The 18,907-nt window shown below is 72.4% G+C and carries 17 protein-coding genes and 1 pseudogene; 12 read left to right on the forward strand and 6 right to left on the reverse strand.

All coding sequences use genetic code 11. From position 1 onward, the window contains the following. The coding region (locus tag ACFY5C_RS25030; protein WP_389447679.1) for a LysR substrate-binding domain-containing protein at positions 1-695 on the forward strand (695 nt) is incomplete at its 5' end. 135 nt (positions 696-830) lie between these two features. On the opposite strand, the gene ACFY5C_RS25035 is transcribed toward ACFY5C_RS25030, so the two are convergent. The 3 genes from ACFY5C_RS25035 to ACFY5C_RS25045 form a co-directional block, all read right to left on the reverse strand. Beyond that, positions 831-1,517, reverse strand: coding sequence for a gamma-glutamyl-gamma-aminobutyrate hydrolase family protein (locus tag ACFY5C_RS25035; protein WP_389448053.1), 687 nt, complete (start codon positions 1,515-1,517; stop codon positions 831-833). A gap of 37 nt (positions 1,518-1,554) precedes the next feature. Beyond that, entirely contained in the window at positions 1,555-3,000 is a 1,446-nt protein-coding gene (gene eat, locus ACFY5C_RS25040; protein WP_389447681.1) for an ethanolamine permease, read from the reverse strand. A 166-nt stretch (positions 3,001-3,166) separates the two neighbouring features. Then, complete coding sequence (locus ACFY5C_RS25045) at positions 3,167-3,913, reverse strand: FadR/GntR family transcriptional regulator (protein WP_389447683.1); 747 nt, start codon at positions 3,911-3,913, stop codon at positions 3,167-3,169. 86 nt (positions 3,914-3,999) lie between these two features. Here ACFY5C_RS25045 and ACFY5C_RS25050 point away from each other — a divergent pair, with 86 nt between their 5' ends. Genes ACFY5C_RS25050 through ACFY5C_RS25060 form a run of 3 tightly spaced genes read left to right on the forward strand, consistent with a single transcriptional unit; the run spans position 4,000 to position 7,573 of the window. Continuing rightward, complete coding sequence (locus ACFY5C_RS25050; RefSeq protein WP_389447685.1) at positions 4,000-5,364, forward strand: glutamine synthetase family protein; 1,365 nt, start codon at positions 4,000-4,002, stop codon at positions 5,362-5,364. 8 nt (positions 5,365-5,372) lie between these two features. Next, on the forward strand, positions 5,373-6,776 hold the full coding sequence (locus tag ACFY5C_RS25055; RefSeq protein WP_389447687.1) for an aldehyde dehydrogenase family protein: 1,404 nt from the start codon (positions 5,373-5,375) through the stop codon (positions 6,774-6,776). After that, positions 6,773-7,573 carry a 3-oxoacyl-ACP reductase gene (locus ACFY5C_RS25060; protein ID WP_389447689.1) on the forward strand — a complete coding sequence of 267 codons (801 nt, stop codon included), beginning with the start codon at positions 6,773-6,775 and terminating at the stop codon, positions 7,571-7,573. Before ACFY5C_RS25055 ends, ACFY5C_RS25060 begins: the two co-directional genes overlap by 4 nt. 77 nt (positions 7,574-7,650) lie before the next feature. Here the strand turns inward: ACFY5C_RS25060 and ACFY5C_RS25065 are convergent, their stop codons facing one another. Continuing rightward, positions 7,651-8,853, reverse strand: coding sequence for an amino acid deaminase/aldolase (locus ACFY5C_RS25065; RefSeq protein ID WP_389447691.1), 1,203 nt, complete (start codon positions 8,851-8,853; stop codon positions 7,651-7,653). Between the two features lie 1,273 nt (positions 8,854-10,126). Between ACFY5C_RS25065 and ACFY5C_RS25070 the strand changes: the two genes are divergently transcribed. Further along, positions 10,127-11,311 (forward strand): hypothetical protein, encoded by a 1,185-nt coding sequence (locus ACFY5C_RS25070; RefSeq protein WP_389447693.1) that lies wholly within the window; start codon positions 10,127-10,129, stop codon positions 11,309-11,311. A gap of 140 nt (positions 11,312-11,451) precedes the next feature. Further along, positions 11,452-12,615, forward strand: coding sequence for a type VII secretion-associated serine protease mycosin (gene mycP, locus ACFY5C_RS25075; protein ID WP_389448055.1), 1,164 nt, complete (start codon positions 11,452-11,454; stop codon positions 12,613-12,615). 3 nt (positions 12,616-12,618) lie between these two features. Here mycP and ACFY5C_RS25080 read toward each other — a convergent pair whose 3' ends face one another. After that, positions 12,619-13,602, reverse strand: a complete 984-nt coding sequence (locus ACFY5C_RS25080) for a serine hydrolase (protein WP_389447694.1) — start codon at positions 13,600-13,602, stop codon at positions 12,619-12,621. A gap of 148 nt (positions 13,603-13,750) precedes the next feature. Between ACFY5C_RS25080 and ACFY5C_RS25085 the strand changes: the two genes are divergently transcribed. Beyond that, positions 13,751-14,482 carry an SseB family protein gene (locus ACFY5C_RS25085; RefSeq protein ID WP_389447696.1) on the forward strand — a complete coding sequence of 244 codons (732 nt, stop codon included), beginning with the start codon at positions 13,751-13,753 and terminating at the stop codon, positions 14,480-14,482. Positions 14,483-14,504: 22 nt separating this feature from the next. On the opposite strand, the gene ACFY5C_RS25090 is transcribed toward ACFY5C_RS25085, so the two are convergent. Further along, on the reverse strand, positions 14,505-14,873 hold the full coding sequence (locus tag ACFY5C_RS25090; RefSeq protein WP_383607729.1) for a DUF1844 domain-containing protein: 369 nt from the start codon (positions 14,871-14,873) through the stop codon (positions 14,505-14,507). Positions 14,874-15,240: 367 nt separating this feature from the next. On the opposite strand from ACFY5C_RS25090, the pseudogene infC reads away from it, so the two are divergent. From infC to ACFY5C_RS25115, 5 genes and pseudogenes are all read left to right on the forward strand, one after another. Further along, a pseudogene (infC, locus tag ACFY5C_RS25095) lies at positions 15,241-15,940 on the forward strand (translation initiation factor IF-3). Between the two features lie 110 nt (positions 15,941-16,050). After that, on the forward strand, positions 16,051-16,245 hold the full coding sequence (gene rpmI / locus ACFY5C_RS25100; RefSeq protein WP_003977225.1) for a 50S ribosomal protein L35: 195 nt from the start codon (positions 16,051-16,053) through the stop codon (positions 16,243-16,245). 101 nt (positions 16,246-16,346) lie between these two features. Then, positions 16,347-16,730 carry a 50S ribosomal protein L20 gene (gene rplT / locus ACFY5C_RS25105; protein ID WP_030744620.1) on the forward strand — a complete coding sequence of 128 codons (384 nt, stop codon included), beginning with the start codon at positions 16,347-16,349 and terminating at the stop codon, positions 16,728-16,730. Between the two features lie 101 nt (positions 16,731-16,831). Continuing rightward, entirely contained in the window at positions 16,832-17,680 is an 849-nt protein-coding gene (locus ACFY5C_RS25110) for a TrmH family RNA methyltransferase (RefSeq protein WP_389447698.1), read from the forward strand. Positions 17,681-17,733: 53 nt separating this feature from the next. Further along, positions 17,734-18,870, forward strand: coding sequence for an ATP-binding protein (locus ACFY5C_RS25115; RefSeq protein ID WP_389447700.1), 1,137 nt, complete (start codon positions 17,734-17,736; stop codon positions 18,868-18,870). Positions 18,871-18,907: the final 37 nt, after the last annotated feature.

The raw sequence follows: 18,907 nt of genomic DNA on the forward strand, positions 1-18,907 counted from the left end.
ACGCCGGGGCGCTCGTGACGGACTGGGCGCGGCGGGTCGTGGAGGCGGCCGAGGCCTTCGACGCCGGGGCGCAGGCCCTGCGCGTACGGCGGGACTCGCGGCTGAGGGTCGCGGCGAGCATGACCATCGCCGAGTACCTGCTGCCGGGGTGGCTGCTCGCCCTGCGCGCCCAGCGGCCGGACACGGCGGTGTCCCTGCACGCCGGGAACTCGGCGGCCGTCGCGGAACGGCTGCTGGCCGACGAGGCGGACCTGGGGTTCGTCGAGGGGCTGACCGTGCCGACCGGGCTGGACTCGGTGGTCATCGCCCACGACAACCTGATCGTGGTGGCCGCGCCGGGACACGCCTGGTCGCGGCGGCGACGACCGCTGGACGGGGCGGAGCTGGCGGCGACCCCGCTGATCCTGCGCGAGAAGGGCTCCGGCACCCGGCAGGTCCTGGACGCGGCGCTGGGCGGCCTGGCCCGGCCACTGATCGAACTGTCCTCCACGACGGCGGTCAAGGCCGCCGCCGTCAGCGGCGCCGGCCCCGCGGTCCTCAGCGAACTCGCGGTCGGGGAGGAACTGTCCATGCGCCGCCTGGTCGGCATCCCCCTCTCCGGCGTCTCCCTGGCCCGCGACCTCCGAGCCGTCTGGCCGACGGGCCACCGCCCGGTGGGCCCGGCCCGGGACCTGCTGTCACTGACCCGGGGCTGAGGCTCCGCCGGCCGACCGGCGACGTGCGGCTCGCCGCCGAACGGGGCCGGCCCCCGGTGACGCGGGCCCGGGGCTGCCCGGGCATGTGAGGGGGCGGGGCCCCGCATCAGCCATGTGAGGGGGCGGGGTCCCGCATCAGCCGCCCGCCGCCTCCACCAGGGCCCGCATCACCCGTACGTCGTCACCCATCTCCGGGTGCCACTGGACGCCCAGGACCCAGGCGGGGGACGGGAGTTCCACCGCCTCCACCGTGCCGTCGGCCGCGTGGGCCGAGGGGATCAGGTTCCTGCCGAGGCGGTCGACGGCCTGGTGGTGGTAGGTGGGTACCGTCGTCTCCTCCGGGACCGCGGCGGCGTACAGAGTCCCCGGCACCGGCTTGACGGTATGGCTGCCGAAGACGCCCACGACCTCCGCGTGCCCGTCGAGATGCTGAACCAGCGTGCCCCCGAGGGCGACGTTCAGGAGCTGCATCCCCCGGCAGATCCCCAGCAGCGGAACCCCCGCCGCGAGCGCAGCGTCGATCAGGGCCAGCTCCCAGGCGTCCCGCTCCGGCGCCGGCGGCCCGGTGCGGGGATGCGGCTCGGCCCCGTACCGCACCGGCTCGACGTCCGGGCCGCCCGCGATGACCAGCCCGTCAACGCGGGCCACAGCGGCCGCGGCGTTGGCCGGGTCGTCCGGCGGCAGCATCGCGGCCAGTCCGCCCGCCCGCTGCACCAGCCGCGGATAGCCGACCGGCAGCAGCGCCGCTTCCAGCTCCCACACACCCCAGCGCGCACCGGACTCCAGATAGGTGCTGACCCCGATCAACGGCCTGCCCACGATGCTCGTACTCCTTCACAGCGAATTCACGGCGCAGCGTTCAGTCCCGTGCCAACTCTGCCTCCGCCGCCGCCAGCGCCGCGAACTCCTCCTCCGGCGCCGTCGCCACCAGCCGCTTACGGCTGTACAGGCCGAAGTACCCGACGGCCACCACGTACACCGCCAGCGCGATCAGGGCCGCCGTCACGTCCACCAGGAAGGTCGCCACCAGCGCCGCACACGCCAGGACCAGCGCGAACGACGACGTCAGCACCCCGCCCGGCGTGCGGTACGGCCGTGCCAGCTCCGGCTCCCGGCGGCGCAGCACGATGTGCGACAGGGACATCAGCGCGTAGGAGATGGTCGCGCCGAACACCGCGATGTTCAGCATCCGCGCGCCGTCGCCCGACACCGCGGCCAGCAGGAAGCCGATCGTGCCGGGGACCAGGAGGCCCAGGTACGGGGCCTTGCGGCGGCTGGTCAGGGACAGGAAGCGGGGGAGGTAGCCCGCGCGGGACAGGGCGAACAGCTGGCGCGAGCCCGCGTAGATGAGGGAGAAGAACGACGCCACCAGGCCTGCGAGACCCGCGTAGTTCACGATCCTGCTCAGCGTCGTCGCCTCGCCATCCGGCTGGAGCGCCTCGACCAGCGGGTTGCCCGCCTCCTGGATCGCCGCCGAGCCGCGTGCGCCGGCCGCCGCGACGAAGGTCACCACGGCCAGCACGACCAGGATGGCCATCGACCAGCGGATCGCCTTCGGCAGCGTACGGGCCGGCTCCTTGGTCTCCTCGGCGGCGAGCGGCACCCCCTCGACGCCCAGGAAGAACCACATCCCGAAGGGGAACGCCGCCCAGATGCCGAGCAGCCCGAAGGGCAGCCAGGAGCTGGACCCCGCGGCCGAGGTGTCGACCGGGATGTCGTCCAGCGAGCCGAAGGAGAAGTCGGGCAGCGCCGCCAGCGCGAACACGATCAGGGCGACCACCGCGATGCCGGTGACGACGAAGCTGAAGCGCAGCGCCTCACCGACGCCCCAGAGATGGATGCCGAGGAAGATCGCGAAGCAGACCAGGTACATCGGCCAGCCGGACTCCAGGCCGAACAGGCCCAGCGATTCGACGTAGTCGCCGATGAAGATGACGATGGCGGCGGGCGCGAGGACGTACTCGATGAGGATCGCCGTACCGGTCAGGAAGCCGCCCCATGGGCCCAGGGCGCGGCGGGCGAAGCCGTAGCCGCCGCCCGCCGTGGGCAGGATCGAGGACAGCTCGGCGAGGGCGAAGACCATGCACGCGTACATCGCGCCCATCAGCACCATGGCGATCGCCAGGCCGCCGAAGCCGCCTTCCGCCAGGCCGAAGTTCCAGCCGGAGTAGTCGCCGGAGACGACGTACGCGACGCCGAGACCGGTCAGCAGCACCCAGCCGGCGCTGCCGCGGCGCAGTGCTCTGCGCTTGAGATAGTCGTCCGCCTCAGCGGCGGCGGGTGTGCTTGTGGATTCGAGGGACATGGCCAACTCCCCACGTGCGGTGGACACCGGTGCAGTTCCGGGCACGGTGGGGTCGACCGGGCTCCGGCTCAATGGAATGGATGCATACCTTTGCGGGGTTGGCCGGTCGAAGGCAATACCCTTGCGTTAATCGCTTGTAAATCCACTCGTGGGGGCGTGGCCGCGCTCACCCCAGGAAGCCCCGCAGCAGCGCCGCCGTCCCCCCGCAGTGCTCGCGCATGATCTCCCGCGCGCACTCGGCGTTCCCCTCGATCACGGCCTCCACCAGGGCGGTGTGCTGGCGCTGGGAGTGCTCCAGATTGCGCACGAGAAGCGGGATGCAGTCGAGCAGGTCGTTGACCGTGGCGCGTACGGCCGCGTACTGGGCGGTGAGCGTGGGCGAGCCGGACAGCTCCGCGAGCGTGAGGTGCAGCAGCGTGTCCAGGCGGCGGTACTCGGCGAGCGGGGCGTCGTGCGTGCGCGTCAGGGCCGCACGGAGCCGGTCGGCCTGCTCCTCGTCGAGGCCGTGCGCCGCACACAGTCCGGCCGCACCCACCTCGAGGACCTCGCGGAACCGCAGCGTGTCCTCGACGTCGACGTCCTTGAGCCGGCGGCGCAACTCCTCCTCGCCCTGTGTCACGGGCCGCGGCAGCACGAACGTTCCGCCGTAGCGGCCGCGCCGCGACTCCACCAGCCCCTGGTCCTGGAGCACCTTCAGCACCTCGCGCAGCGTCACCCGGCTGATCCCCAGCCGGTCCGCCAACTCGCGCTCCGCGGGCAGCCGTTCGCCGCCGGGCACCAGGCCGAGCCGGACCACCTGGAGGATCTGCTCCAGGGCCTCCTCGAAGCCGTTGCCGGCACGCACCGGCCGCAGCACCGACGTCAGCCGGTCGTCGGCTCCGGGCGCCCCGTGCTCCGTGTCCGCCTGCGACATGTGGCCGTACCCCCTTCCCAAGCAATGGTCATCAGCAATACCTTATGGCTCCCGGCTGACCGAAGTAGCCGAATGGAGGCTCTCCCGTGGCAGACCGCACACCCCCGCTGAGCGTCGAGGAGCTGCACGCCCTCGTCGCGAGCGGTGAGATCGACACTGTCGTCCTGGCCTTCCCCGATATGCAAGGGCGGCTCCAGGGCAAGCGGTTCGCCGCCCGCTTCTTCCTCGACGAGGTGCTCCACCACGGCACCGAGGGCTGCAACTACCTCCTCGCCGTCGACACCGAGATGAACACCGTCGACGGCTACGAGATGTCGTCCTGGGACCGCGGCTACGGCGACTTCGCCATGCACCCCGACCTGGCCACGCTGCGCCGCGTCCCCTGGAACGCCGGCACGGCCATGCTCGTCGCCGACCTCGCCTGGAGCGACGGCTCACCCGTTCTCGCCGCGCCCCGCCAGATCCTGCGCCGTCAGCTGGAGCGCCTCGCCGAGCTCGGGTACACCGCCAAGGTCGGCACCGAGCTGGAGTTCATCGTCTTCAAGGACACCTACGAGCAGGCGTGGGACGCGAACTACCGGGGGCTCACCCCCGCCAACCAGTACAACATCGACTACTCGGTGCTGGGGACGGGCCGCATCGAGCCCCTGCTGCGCCGTATCCGCAATGAAATGGCGGGCGCCGGCCTCACCGTCGAGTCCGCCAAGGGCGAGTGCAACCCCGGCCAGCACGAGATCGCGTTCAAGTACGACGACGCCCTGGTCACCTGCGACCAGCATGCGATCTACAAGACCGGCACCAAGGAGATCGCCGCCCAGGAAGGCGTCTCGATCACCTTCATGGCCAAGTACAACGAGCGCGAGGGCAACTCCTGCCACATCCACCTCTCCCTCGCCGACACGGCCGGCAACAACGCCATGCCCGGGGACGGTGAGGGCGGCATGTCGGACGTCATGCGCCACTTCCTCGCCGGCCAGCTGGCCGCGCTGCGGGACTTCTCCCTGCTGTACGCGCCCAACATCAACTCCTACAAGCGGTTCCAGCCCGGCTCCTTCGCCCCGACCGCGGTCGCCTGGGGTTACGACAACCGCACCTGCGCACTGCGCGTCGTCGGCCACGGCCGCTCGATGCGCTTCGAGAACCGGCTGCCCGGCGGGGACGTCAACCCGCACCTCGCCGTGGCCGGCCTGGTCGCGGCCGGCCTGTACGGCATCGAGCAGAAGCTGGAGCTGCCCGAGGCCTGTTCCGGCAACGCCTACGCCGCCGGCTTCGAGCACGTCCCCACGACGCTGCGCGAGGCCGCCGAGCTCTGGGAGAACAGCCCGATCGCCAAGGCCGCCTTCGGCGACGAGGTCGTCGCGCACTACCGCAACATGGCGCGCGTCGAGCTGGACGCCTTCGACGCCGCGGTCACCGACTGGGAGCTGCGCCGCTCCTTCGAACGCATGTGAGGCCCCTCTTGTCCCACGAGTCGTCCCACGAGTTGTCCCACGAGAACGAGCTGCAGGTACTGAACCCGGCCACCGAAGAGGTCGTCGCCACGGTGCCGGCCGCCACCGCCGCCGACGTGGACGCGGCCGTCGTACGGGCCGCGAAGGCACAGTCCGCGTGGTCCGCCCTCGCGCCCGGCGAACGCGCCCGGCTGCTGCGCCGGTTCGCCGTCGCGGTCGACGAGCACCTCGAGGAGCTGGCCCAGCTGGAGGTCCGCGAGGCCGGGCACACCGTCGGCAACGCCCGCTGGGAGGCGGGCAACGTCCGCGATCTGCTCGACTACGCCGCCGGGGGAGTGGAGCGGCTGACCGGACAGCAGATCCCGGTGCCCGGCGGCCTGAACGTGACGATCCTCGAACCGCTCGGCGTCGTCGGCGTCATCGCGCCCTGGAACTTCCCGATGCCGATCGCGGCCTGGGGCACCGCCCCGGCGCTCGCGGCCGGCAACGCGGTCATCCTCAAGCCCGCCGAGACGACCCCGCTGACCGCCCTGCGCCTGGCCGAACTCGCCCTGGAGGCAGGCCTTCCCGAGGGCCTCTTCCAAGTGCTGCCCGGCCACGGGCCCGTCGCGGGCAACGCCCTCGTCGAGCACCCTGGCGTCGCGAAGATCGTCTTCACCGGGTCGACGGCCGTGGGCAAACAGGTGCTGGCGAAGGGCTCGGCCCTGCTCAAGCGCGTCACCCTCGAGCTCGGCGGCAAGAGCCCCAACATCGTCTTCGCCGACGCCGACCTCGAGGCCGCCGCGGCCGCCGCCCCCATGTCCTTCCTCGACAACTCCGGCCAGGACTGCTGCGCCCGCACCCGCATCCTCGTCCAGCGCTCCGCCTACGACCGATTCCTGGAGCTGGTGGGCCCCGCGATCGAGGCGGTGACGGTCGGCGACCCGGCCGACGAGAAGACCGACATGGGCCCGCTGATCTCCAAGGTCCAGCTGGAGCGGGTGCGTTCGTACGTCGACGAGGGCGCCCCCGGCATCCGCGGCAAGGCCCCCGAGGGCCCCGGCTTCTGGTTCCCGCCCACCGTCCTCACCGGTGTCGACCCGCACGCGCGCGTGGCCGTCGAGGAGGTCTTCGGCCCCGTGGCCGTCGTCCTCCCCTTCGAAGACGAGGCGCAGGCCGTCGCCCTCGCCAACGCCACCGACTACGGCCTGTCCGGCTCCATCTGGACCCGCGACGTCGGCCGCGCCCTGCGCGTCTCCCAGGCGGTCCGGGCCGGCAACCTGTCCGTCAACTCCCACTCCAGCGTCCGCTACTGGACCCCCTTCGGCGGCTTCAAACAGTCCGGCATCGGCCGCGAGCTGGGCCCGGACGCCCTGACCGCCTTCACCGAGACCAAGAACGTCTTCATCAGCACGGAGGGCCCCGCACAGTGACTCAGGCACAGCCTCAGGCTCAGGAGAACATCTGCCGTCGGCTGGTCGGCCGCACGGCCGTCATCACCGGCGCCGGCAGCGGCATCGGCCTCGCCACCGCCCGCCGGCTCGCCTCCGAGGGCGCCCACGTCGTCTGCGGTGACGTCGACGAGCAGCGCGGCAAGGCGGCCGCCGAGGAGGTCGGCGGGATCTTCGTGAAGGTCGACGTCACCGACCCCGAGCAGGTGGAAGCGCTGTTCAGGACGGCGTACGACACCTACGGCAGCGTCGACATCGCCTTCAACAACGCGGGCATCTCGCCGCCCGACGACGACTCCATCCTGGAGACCGGGCTTGACGCCTGGAAGCGGGTCCAGGAGGTCAACCTCACCTCCGTCTACCTGTGCTGCAAGGCCGCGATCCCCTACATGCGGGAGCAGGGCAGGGGCTCCATCATCAACACGGCGTCCTTCGTGGCGAGGATGGGCGCCGCCACGTCCCAGATCTCGTACACGGCCTCCAAGGGCGGCGTCCTGGCCATGTCCCGCGAGCTGGGCGTCCAGTTCGCCCGCGACGGCATCCGGGTCAACGCCCTGTGCCCGGGACCCGTCAACACCCCGCTCCTTCAGGAACTGTTCGCCAAGGACCCCGAGCGCGCCGCGCGCCGGCTCGTCCACATCCCGGTCGGCCGTTTCGCCGAGGCCGAGGAGATCGCCGCCGCCGTGGCGTTCCTGGCCAGCGACGACTCCTCGTTCGTGAACGCCACCGACTTCCTGGTCGACGGCGGTATCTCGGGGGCGTACGTCACGCCGCTGTAGCCCGGCGCCGGGAACGTGAGTGGGACGCCGCCTTCGGGGGATGGCGACGTCCCGCTCGCCCCGCGCGCGGACGTTTGCTACAGGAACGTACGGCCCTCGCCCCGATACGTAGGCACGGTCGCCGTCACCGCGTCGCCCTCGACGAGATGCAGCGTGTCGAACCGCTCGCACAGCTCACCGGCCTTGGCGTGCCGGAACCACACCTTGTCGCCGAGCAGGAGATCGTCGGCGGGGGAGCCGAGCAGCGGCGTCTGCACCTCGCCGGGCCCCTCCTGAGGGTCGTACCGCAGGCCCTCCGGCAGATACGGCACCGGCAGCCGGTCGGGTCCGGCCGCACCTGAGGCCGGGTATCCGCCGCCGAGGACGGTCACCACCCCGACGCCCGGCCGGCGCACCACGGGCAGAGCGAACAGCGCGGCCGGACGCCCGCTGAAGGACGTGTAGTTGTCGAACAGCCGCGGCACGTAAAGTCCCGACCCGGCCCCGATCTCCGTGACACAGTCCTCGGCGGCCGTGAACTGCACACTGCCGGTCCCGCCGCCGTTGACGAACTCCAACCCCGGGGCCACGGCCCGGACGGCCCGCACCACCTCGGCCCGCCGCTCGGCGAGTTCCCGGCGGGCGGCGGCCTGCATCAGCCGTACGGCACGCGAGCGCAGCGGCCGCCCCGCCAAGGCGTCCCCGACCCCGGCGATGTGCCCCTCGTACGCCATGATCCCGACCACCTCGAACCCCGGCCGCCGGGCGACGGCACGGGCCATGTCGGCGACCTGGGCCGGGGAGTGCAACGGCGAACGCCGGGCGCCGACGCGCACCCGTCCGCCGAACAGCTTCAGCGAGGTGTCCAACTCCAGGCAGACCCGCACCACTTCCCGCCCGCCGTCCCGGGCCTCGTCGATGAACCGCAGCTGAGCCGGGTCGTCGATCATCACGGTGACGGTGGAGGCGAGCTTGGGATCACCCGTCAGCTCGGCGAACCCGGCGCGGTCGGCGGACGGATAGGCCAGCAGGACGTCGTCGAACCCGGAGCGGGCCAGCCACAGGGACTCGGCGAGGGTGAAGGACATCACGCCCGCGAAGCCGTCCCTCGCGAGGACGCGTTCGAGCAGGGCACGGCAGCGTACGGACTTGCTGGCGACCCGGATGGGCTTGCCGCCGGCCCGGCGGACCAGGTCGTCGGCGTTGGCGTCGAAGGCGTCCAGGTCCACGATCGCGAGAGGGGCGTCGAGATGGGCGGTGGCCCGGTCGTAACGGGCCCGGTCGGCGGCGCGCGCAGTCATGAACGAAGCCTGCCATGCAGGATTACCGCAGGGTAGGGGGATGTTCCGGGCAGATGCACACGGGGTCCCGGACTGGTTCCCGTTCGCCCAGGATCAACCCGTAGAGTGACGCGCACGCATGTGGGGAACATCCCCGGCCGCACGGTGCGCCGGGATGACGCTCCAGATGTGCGGGTATGCGTGCCTGGTCGGACGAGTCCGCGCCGGGCCGGGCAGAGGGAAAGCGGCACGACGGCCCCGCGTACGAGGACGGGCCCGGACACGAGGAAACGGGGGGTGCATGAGCACGGAAGCACGGCGCGCCCTCATCCCCCCGCTCCCCTCGACACCGCCCCCGCCCACCACCCCGCCCCGCCCGTCGACCCCGCCGAGACCCGCGGAGCCACCGACGTCCGCCGACGCACAGGGTGAGCAGCAGGAGGGCGGCCCGGCCGCGGCCTCCGGCGCGCAGCCCCTCCAGAACCCGAACGCCGCGGAGCCCGCTGCGACGGCCCCGCCGCCCCGGGCCTCGGCACGCTTCCCGGACGCCCCGCCGAAAGCCAGCCGTCAGGACAGCGGCGGCTCGCCGCACCGCGAGAGCGCGCCCGGCGACACCCCGCCCCGCCCGCCCGAGCGTCCCGCCCCGCCCCGCCGCACGGCGGCCCCCGCGGAAACGGCCGCGGAGACCACCTTCAGACTCCGCCCGATCCGAACGACCCCGTCCGCATCGCCGGAGCAGGGCAGCGGCCCGTCCGCCGGGCGCCCGCAGCCGACCGGGCCTTCGCAGCCGGGACCCGGCCGGGGACAGAGTCCCGTGGGCACGCCCGCGCAGCCAGGCCTCGGTCGGCCGCAAGGCTCCGGCGACATGTCGGCGCATGCCGGTTCCGGCCGGACGCAGGGCCCTGTCGGCGCACCCGGGCAGCCGGGCGCCGGTCGGTTGCAAGGCTCCGGGGACATGTCGGCGCATGCCGGTTCCGGCCGGGCGCAGGGCCCTGTGGGCGCACCCGGGCAGCCGGGCGCCGGTCGGTTGCAAGGCTCCGGGGACATGTCCGCGCATGCTGGTTCCGGCCGGGCGCAGGGCCCTGTGGGCGCACCCGGGCAGCCGGGCGCCGGTCGGCTGCAGAGCTCCAGCGGGATGCCCGCGCAGGCGAGCTCGGGACCCGCGTCGGGTTCTGTGGGCGGGCCCTCGAAGCCGGCCACGGCCCCCACACACGGCTCAAACGCCATGCCCCCACACCCGGCGTCGGCGCCCGCACAGGCCCCCGCCTCGGCCCCCGGCCCCATGCCCCCGCACGTGGCCCCCAGCCTCGCGCAGAGCTCCGTCGGCATGCCCGCCAAGCCCGCCTCCCGCCCCGGATCGGCCCCCGGCGAGCCCTCTCGCCACCCCGCTTCCGCACCGCTGCCGCCGCAGCGTCCCGCATCCCGGCCCTCGGCAGGAGACGGGTCGGCGGCACGCGGATACGCGGCCCCGGCCCCCGCCGGGCCCTCGCCCGGCACCCAGCACCCCTCGCCCGGCACCCAGCACCCCAGTCCCGGCACCCAGCACCCCACGCACCCCGGCCCCGCCACGAACGGCCACGGCTCCGCCGCGTTCTCGCCGGACCCGTCGCTGTCCTGGAGTGCCCCCATGGCACCCGGCGGGCCCCCGGGGGCCGGGCGGCCGGTCGTGTCGTTCGGGCAGCCCGAGGGGTACGACGAGCAGGCGCGACCGCGGCCCCTCGGACTGCGGATCAGGCCGCGGGTAGCCGTGGCAGCCGCCTGCGTCGTGCTCGGGCTGGGGCTCATCGGCGGGGCGGTGACCGGGAGTTGGCTGATCGGCGACACCGGTGACGGCACCACGCAGGACACGTTCGCCGCGGCCGGAAGCCTGTGGCACAGCGTTCCCGTCGACCAGCTTTTCCCGCCCACCGTGACCGGGCGGGGCGCCGGCCCCGGTGGCGCCGACCGGACCTGGACGCGGATCGCGGTCGCCCCCGACACGGGCTGCGCGAACGCCTTCGACCCGCTCCTGCGCAAGGCTCTCTCCACCGTCGGCTGCGACCGCCTCCTGCGCGCCACCTACATCGACGCCACTCAGAGCTACGTCACCACCGTCGGCCTGCTCTTCACCACGGCCGACGCCACCGCCATGCGCTCGCTCGACGCCCGCTTCACCAAAGAGGACCTGGACCGCAGAACCGACCTCATGCCCCGCCCCTACGCCGCGAAGGGCACCCCGGCCGCCGGATTCGGCGACGAACAGCGTGCCTCCTGGACCGTCTCCGTCCTCACCGACGCCCCGGTCGTCGTCTACGCCGTCTCCGGCTGGGCCGACGACCGCACCGTCGACGAGCCCGAGCCCGCCAGACAGGCCATGGAGTCCGGCGACACCACGGCCGTCGCCCAGGCCGGCCTCGGCCACGAGGCACGGGGCCTCGCCGACCGTGTCGAACGCTCACTGCGCAAGAACGTCGGCTCGTCCACGGAGCAGCCGTCATGAACACCGGCACCGGCACCGGCACCGGCACCGGCACCGGCACCGGCACCGGCTCGGGCACGGGCACCGGCACGAGGACCGACATGAGCACCGGCATGAACAGCGCGGCGGCCGGCGCCGTGACCAGGACTGTGAAGACCTTCATGACCCGCCGGACCGGCTCCCTCGCCGTCCTCCTCGGCGCCTGCCTCGCCGTCCTGCCCCCGACCGCCGCGCACGCCGACTCCATACGGGCCCAGCAGTGGGCCCTGGACGCCATGCACACCGCGGAGGCCTGGCAGACCACCAAGGGCAAGGGCATCACCGTCGCCGTCCTCGACACCGGCGTCGAGGCCGACCACCCCGACCTGGCCGGCAACGTCCTCGAAGGCAAGGACATGGTCGGCTTCGGAGCCGAGCGCGGCGACCGCGCCTGGGCCAGGCACGGCACCGCGATGGCCGGCATCATCGCCGGGCACGGACACGGAGCGGGCAACGGCGACGGCGTCATGGGCATCGCCCCCGAGGCCAAGATCCTCCCCGTCCGCGTCATCCTGGAGGACGGCGACCCCGCCCGCGCCAAGGCCCGCAGCAGCCGCGGCAACGCCCTCGCCGAAGGCATCCGCTGGGCCGCCGACCACGGCGCCGACGTCATCAACCTCTCCCTCGGCGACGACTCCAAGTCCGCCCACCCCGAGGCCGGAGAGGACGAGGCCGTCCAGTACGCCCTGAAGAAGGGCTCCGTCGTCGTCGCCTCGGCAGGCAACGGCGGCGAGAAGGGCGACCACATCTCCTACCCGGCCGCCTACCCGGGCGTCATCGCCGCCACGGCCGTCGACAAGTTCGGCACCCGCGCCTCCTTCTCCACCCGCCGCTGGTACGCCACCGTCAGCGCCCCCGGCGTCAACGTCGTCATCGCCGACCCCGACCACAAGTACTACGAGGGCTGGGGCACGAGCGCCGCGGCCGCCTTCGTCTCCGGAGCGGTCGCCCTGGTCAAGTCCGCCCACCCCGGCCTGACCCCGGCCCAGATCAAGAAGCTCCTCGAGGACACGGCACGCAACGCCCCGGCCGACGGCCGCGACGACTCCCGCGGCTACGGCTTCATCGACCCGGCCGCCGCCATCAAGGAGGCCTCCCGCATGGAGCGGGAGAAGCTTCAGCCGGCGGCCTACGGCGAGGAGTACTTCGGCTCGGGTCCCGATGCCGCCGAGTCGGGCGACGACGCGTCGAGCTGGACGGCCCCGCTCGCGGGCGGCGCCGGCGGCCTGCTGCTGGTCTCGGCGGTCGTGGTGTGGCGCGGCCGACGCGGACGCCGCGACTTCTAGCCGTTACGACGGCGAGTACGAGGGGGAGGCGGCGCTCGTCGGCTCCGGGGAACCGGACGAAGCTTCCCCGGTGAACACCGACACCGCCGCCCCGGCCGCCGCCTCGACCAGCGAAATCCCCTTCGCCTTCGTAGAGTTGCCGTCGGACAGCACCGCCACCAGATACACAGTGCCGTCCACCGTCACCCGCCCGATGCTGTTGATGTCCCACAGCCCGGTGGCGGTGCGCGGCAGCCAGCCGTTCTTCAACGCCCACGCGGAGCCGCCGGCCACGGCCGACACGCCCCACTGCTGGTCGACGGCGATCTCCCCCATCAGTCCCCGCAGATACGTCCGTGAGGGCTCGCTCAGCTCCGAGTCCTCCCCGAACACCTGCTGCAACAGCCGCAGTTGATCCTCGGCGGTGGTCTGCGTCAGCCCCCACAGCATCCCGTCACCGCCCTCGGTCGCGGTGAGCCCGAGCCGCTCGTTCGCGGCGTCCAGCCCCTCCGCCTCCCCGATGGCCCGCCACAGCTCCGATGCGGAGGCGTTGTCGCTGTCCTGAATCATCGCGGTCGCGTACGACTTCTCCGTCGCCGTCAGCTGTCGCCCCGCGTCCTGTGCCTGGAGCAGCAGCGCCGCCAGAATGTCGACCTTGACGACGCTCGCCGTGTCGAAGCTGCCGCTGCCGTACGTGGCGCTCTCACCGGACTCCGGATCCAGCACCGCCACGGACACCTCGGCGCCGTCCTCGACGGTCACCGACGCCATGGCCTCGGCAAGGGCTGCGTCGTGGTCCACCGCCGGCTGAGCCACGGGTTCCACGGAAGCCTCCTCGCCTGCCTGAACCGACACCGACGCCGACGATACGGAGCTCGGGCCCGAGTGCGCTTGAGCCTTCACATAAACGGTCCCCGCGGCTGCGCCGCCGACGACGGTGAGGAGGGCGAGCGCGGTGAACAGCAGTGACCGGCGTCGCCGGCGGGCGCGAGCTCTGGGGGACTCCATCCCGCGATCGTCGGGGCGGCGCCTGTGCGGGCCGTTAGACGGACGTTAGATGTGTGTCAGGGAAAACTGAGAATCCGGTGAGGGCGTCACAGCCAGGTTTCCGGGGCCGCACAAGCGCAGCAGCATCCCCCCGATAGGGTCGGTGACCGTGGCGAACAAGAACATTCCCGACTCCCTCTTCTCCGACGACGACGGCTCCGCCGACCCTCGGCTGAGCGCCGCGCTCGCCGACTGGGCCGAGGACCGCGCCGCCGAGGGCCCGGTCCTGGAGGCACTCAAGGCCGCCCGGCTGCTCGTCCCGGTCGTGGCCGTGCTCGGCGAGGTCGAGGAGGACGAGAACGGGCTGCGCCGCGAGAAGACCAGCGACATGGCCGTACCGACCCTCAAGGCAGGCGAGCGCACCGCCCTGCCCGCCTTCACGTCCACCGAGTCGCTCGCCCGCTGGGACCCGGCGGCCCGCCCTGTCGCCGTACCCCTGCACCAGGCCCTGCAGGCCGCGGCGCACGAGAAGGCGGACACGATCGTGCTGGACCTGGCCGGCCCGGTGCCGTTCGAGCTGTCGGGGCGCTCCCTGCTCGCGCTCGCCGAGGGCCGCACGACGACCGACCCGCTCGCCGACCCTGCGGTCCTGGCGGCGGTGCGCGCCGCCGTCGCCGCCGAGCCCGCCGTCCTGCGCGCCCACCTCGGCCCGGGACAGGCCGACGGCACCCTCGCCCTCGTACTGGACCCGTCCGCGCCACCGGCCAAGGCCGCGCGTGCGGTGGCGGAGCGCCTCGCCGCCGACGCGACACTGAGGGCCCGCCTGGTGCACGGCCTCGACCTTGCACTGCTGCCGGCCGAGGCGACGCCGCCGGGCGAGCCCCTGTTCGTACGCGGATAAGGGCGGACGGTCCGCCGCCGGGCTAGCCGTAGATCGGGCCGGTGTACTTCTCGCCCGGGCCCTGGCCCGGCTCGTCCGGGACGATCGACGCCTCGCGGAAGGCCAGCTGCAGCGACTTCAGACCGTCGCGCAGCGGCGCCGCGTGGAACGAGCTGATCTCGGTCGCGCTCGCGTCCAGCAGACCGGCGAGGGCGTGCACCAGCTTGCGTGCCTCATCCAGGTCCTTGTAGCTGTCGCCCTCCTCGGTCAGACCGAGCTTCACGGCGGCCGCGCTCATCAGGTTGACGGCGACCGTCACGATCACCTCGACCGCCGGGACCTCGGCGATGTCGCGGGTCATCTCGTTGAAGTCGGGCTGCTCGGCGGAGCCGGAGGGGGAGGTCTCACTCATGGCTGACACGATATGTGCCGTGGCGGCCCGGCCCCCAGTCGGCCTCGGTTAGCCCTTCCCTTCCGGAGCTGCTAACCTTGTGTGACGACCGGCTGGACGACCCATGAGCAGTGAGGGTGTCCGGCCCACAAGTGGAGGCTCCGATCTCCCACCTGACCGTCCCCCGGGACGGCGGGTCACCCCGGTCAGGCGGCCACCATCGTTCCGTACGGACGATGGAGTCGCCCGAATGTGCGCCCCGCGGCCATCGCGGCGGTGCTCCGGTAGTGCTTTGGAGCCCCGCCTGTGATCGTCCGGGGCATTTTTTGTGCTTCGGCGCGGTTAGGTCTGTCTAACAGAGACATACGCGGCTGTCCGCCAGACCGCCGTGTGGTGCTAACCGAGGAGGATCCATCAGCGCCGAGCCCCGCATCAACGACCGGATTCGCGTTCCCGAGGTGCGACTTGTCGGTCCCAGTGGCGAGCAGGTGGGCATTGTCCCGCTGGCCAAGGCACTGGAGCTTGCGCAGGAGTACGACCTGGACCTGGTCGAGGTCGCGGCGAACGCCCGTCCGCCCGTGTGCAAGCTCATGGACTACGGGAAGTTCAAGTACGAGTCGGCCATGAAGGCCCGTGAGGCGCGCAAGAACCAGGCGCACACGGTCATCAAGGAGATGAAGCTCCGGCCGAAGATCGACCCGCACGACTATGACACCAAGAAGGGTCACGTCGTCCGGTTCCTCAAGCAGGGCGACAAGGTCAAGATCACGATCATGTTCCGTGGTCGCGAGCAGTCCCGGCCCGAGCTGGGCTACCGACTGCTGCAGCGGCTCGCGACGGACGTCGAGGACCTCGGGTTCGTGGAGTCGAACCCGAAGCAGGACGGCCGCAACATGATCATGGTTCTCGGTCCGCACAAGAAGAAGACCGAGGCGATGGCCGAGGCCCGCCAGGCGCAGGAAGCCCGCAAGGCAGACGCGAAGGCCAACCCCGGCAAGTCGCAGAACGCCGCGGAGTCCGAGGAGGACACGGAGTCCGAGGACGCCGTGGAGACCGAGGCACCTGCCGAGGCTTCCGCCGAGGCGTGATCCCGGGGGACGCGAGTCCCCAGGACGTAACCGATACAACAGCGACGTTCCACCGTGCCCGGTTTCACGACCGGGCACCGGAACGCCACCGACGAGGAGAGAACGGCGCTATGCCGAAGAACAAGTCGCACAGCGGTGCCAGCAAGCGCTTCAAGATCACCGGCTCCGGCAAGGTGCTCCGTGAGCGCGCCGGCAAGCGCCACCTGCTCGAGCACAAGTCGTCCCGCGTGACGCGCCGCCTGACCGGCAACGCCGAGATGGCCCCGGGCGACGCCGCGAAGATCAAGAAGCTTCTCGGCAAGTGACATCGGGGCGCGGAACCACTTCGCGCCTGATCTCTGACCGGGACCCAATCGATACCGGGTCGTGTGAGTCCAACCGCGGCCCCGCTACAAGGAGTTAAAAAGTGGCACGCGTCAAGCGGGCAGTGAACGCCCACAAGAAGCGCCGGGCGATCCTCGAGCAGGCCTCCGGCTACCGCGGTCAGCGTTCGCGTCTGTACCGCAAGGCCAAGGAGCAGGTCACCCACTCGCTGGTCTACAACTACAACGACCGCAAGAAGCGCAAGGGTGACTTCCGCCAGCTGTGGATCCAGCGCATCAACGCCGCTGCCCGCGCCAACGGCATCACGTACAACCGCTTCATCCAGGGTCTGAAGGCCGCCAACGTCGAGGTCGACCGCAAGATCCTCGCCGAGCTGGCCGTCAACGACGCGAACGCGTTCGCCGCGCTCGTCGAGGTCGCCCAGAAGGCGCTGCCGGCCGACGTCAACGCCCCCAAGGCGGCCTGACGCCGACGCTCGGCCCAGCCGAAGTGACTGAGGGACCCGCAGGCTGAGAAGGCCTGCGGGTCCCGCTGTGTCCGCGAACCTCAGAACCCCAAGGTGAACCCATGCCCCCCGCCACTCCCGAGCTGATCTCGCCCCGTTCCCCCCGGGTCTCCGCCGCCCGGCGGCTGGCCAAGCGGAACTTCCGGGGCAAGGAGCGGCTGTTCCTCGCGGAGGGGCCGCAGGCCGTGCGGGAGGCGGCCGGGCACGACGGCACGCTGGTCGAGCTGTTCGCCACGCTCGACGCCGCCGAGCGGTACGCCGACATCGTGGGGGAGGCGCGGGACGCCGGCGCCCGTGTCCACCTCGCCTCCGAGCAGGTCATCGCCGACGTCTCGACCACCGTCACGCCTCAGGGGCTCGTCGGCGTCTGCCGGTTCATCGACACCCCCTTCGAGGAGATCCTCGCCGCCCGGCCCAAGCTCGTCGCCGTGCTCGCGAACGTACGGGACCCCGGGAACGCAGGGACCGTGCTGAGGTGCGCCGACGCCGCGGGCGCCGAGGCCGTCGTCCTCACCGACGCGTCCGTCGACCTCTACAACCCCAAGGCCGTACGCGCCTCCGTCGGGTCGCTGTTCCACCTGCCCGTCGCCGTCGGCGTGCCGGTCGAGCGGGCCGTGGCCGGGCTCCAGGACGCCGGTGTGCGGATCCTCGCCGCCGACGGGGCCGGTACGGACGATCTCGACGACGAACTCGACAAGGGCAGCATGGGCGGCCCGACCGCCTGGGTGTTCGGGAACGAGGCCTGGGGGCTTCCGGAGGAGACGCGGGCGCTGGCCGACGCCGTCGTGCGCGTCCCGATCCACGGGAAGGCCGAGAGCCTGAACCTCGCGACCGCCGCGGCCGTATGTCTCTATGCGTCGGCCCGTGCACAGCGCGCCTCCGGAGGGTGCCGCACCGTCACCGAGAGCTAGTAGGGTGACCAGCTCGGGGGCCCCTCAGCCGTCGTGAGAGGTGGGGTACGGGGATGAGTGTCGGCACGAGCAGCGCACCGGGGGCACGTGAGGTGCGGCGGCCGTCCGCGTCCCGGCCCGGTGATCTCGCCGAGCTCGGTATCGATCCCGACGACCTGCCCGACGGCCTCGTCGTCGCCGACGAGCACGGGCACGTCATCTGCTTCAACGCCGCAGCCGAGCGCATCACTGCCGTCCGCGCCGCCGACGCCCTCGGGCAGCGGCTGGAGAAGGCGCTGCCGTTAGAGGACCTGGAGGGGCGGCGCTGGTGGCAGCTGACGGACCCGTACGGCGGGCTCGCCATTCGCCGTCGGCAGCCCGAGCGCAATCTCCTGCTGCCGGGCGGCCGGGAGGTGCTCGTCTCGGTGCGGTACGTGCGGGGCGAGCCGGTCGGGCCCGTCCGTCGCGTCGTCGTCTCCCTGCGTGACACCGAGGCGCGCCGCCGCACCGAGCGCAGTCACGCCGAGCTGATCGCCACCGTCGCGCACGAGCTGCGCTCGCCGCTCACGTCCGTCAAGGGCTTCACCGCCACGCTCCTGGCCAAGTGGGCCCGGTTCACCGACGATCAGAAGCGGCTCATGCTGGAGACCGTCGACGCCGACGCCGACCGGGTCACCCGGCTCATCGCCGAGCTGCTCGACATCTCACGCATCGACTCCGGCCGCCTCGAGGTGCGCCGCCAGCCCGTCGACATGGGCGCGGCCGTCGGGCGGCACATCCAGGCGTACGTCGCCGCCGGCCAGCCCGCCGACCGGTTCCTGCTGCGCGTCGAGCAGCCGCTGCCCGACCTGTGGGCCGACCCCGACAAGATCGACCAGGTGCTCAGCAACCTCATCGAAAATGCCGTGCGGCACGGCGACGGAACGGTCACCATTGACGTCACGGCCACGGCGTCCCCCCGCGAGGGCGAGGACACCGGCACGTCGGTCACCGTGAGCGACGAGGGGCCCGGCATCCCGGAGGAGTCCATGAACCGCGTCTTCACCCGCTTCTGGCGGGGCAGCAAGCGCGGTGGCACGGGCCTCGGGCTCTACATCGTCAAGGGCATCGTCGAGGCTCACGGCGGCGCCATCGAGGTCGGCCGCGCCCCCGGCGGCGGCGCGCAGTTCCGATTTACGTTGCCCGTGGCGGCACCGGCGTATCTCACCTGAGAGCCGGCCCGGGCCCCACGGGCGCATTCGCATTCCT

The sequence above is a fragment of the Streptomyces sp. NPDC012935 genome, assembly GCF_042900345.1.
Lineage (GTDB): Bacteria > Actinomycetota > Actinomycetes > Streptomycetales > Streptomycetaceae > Streptomyces.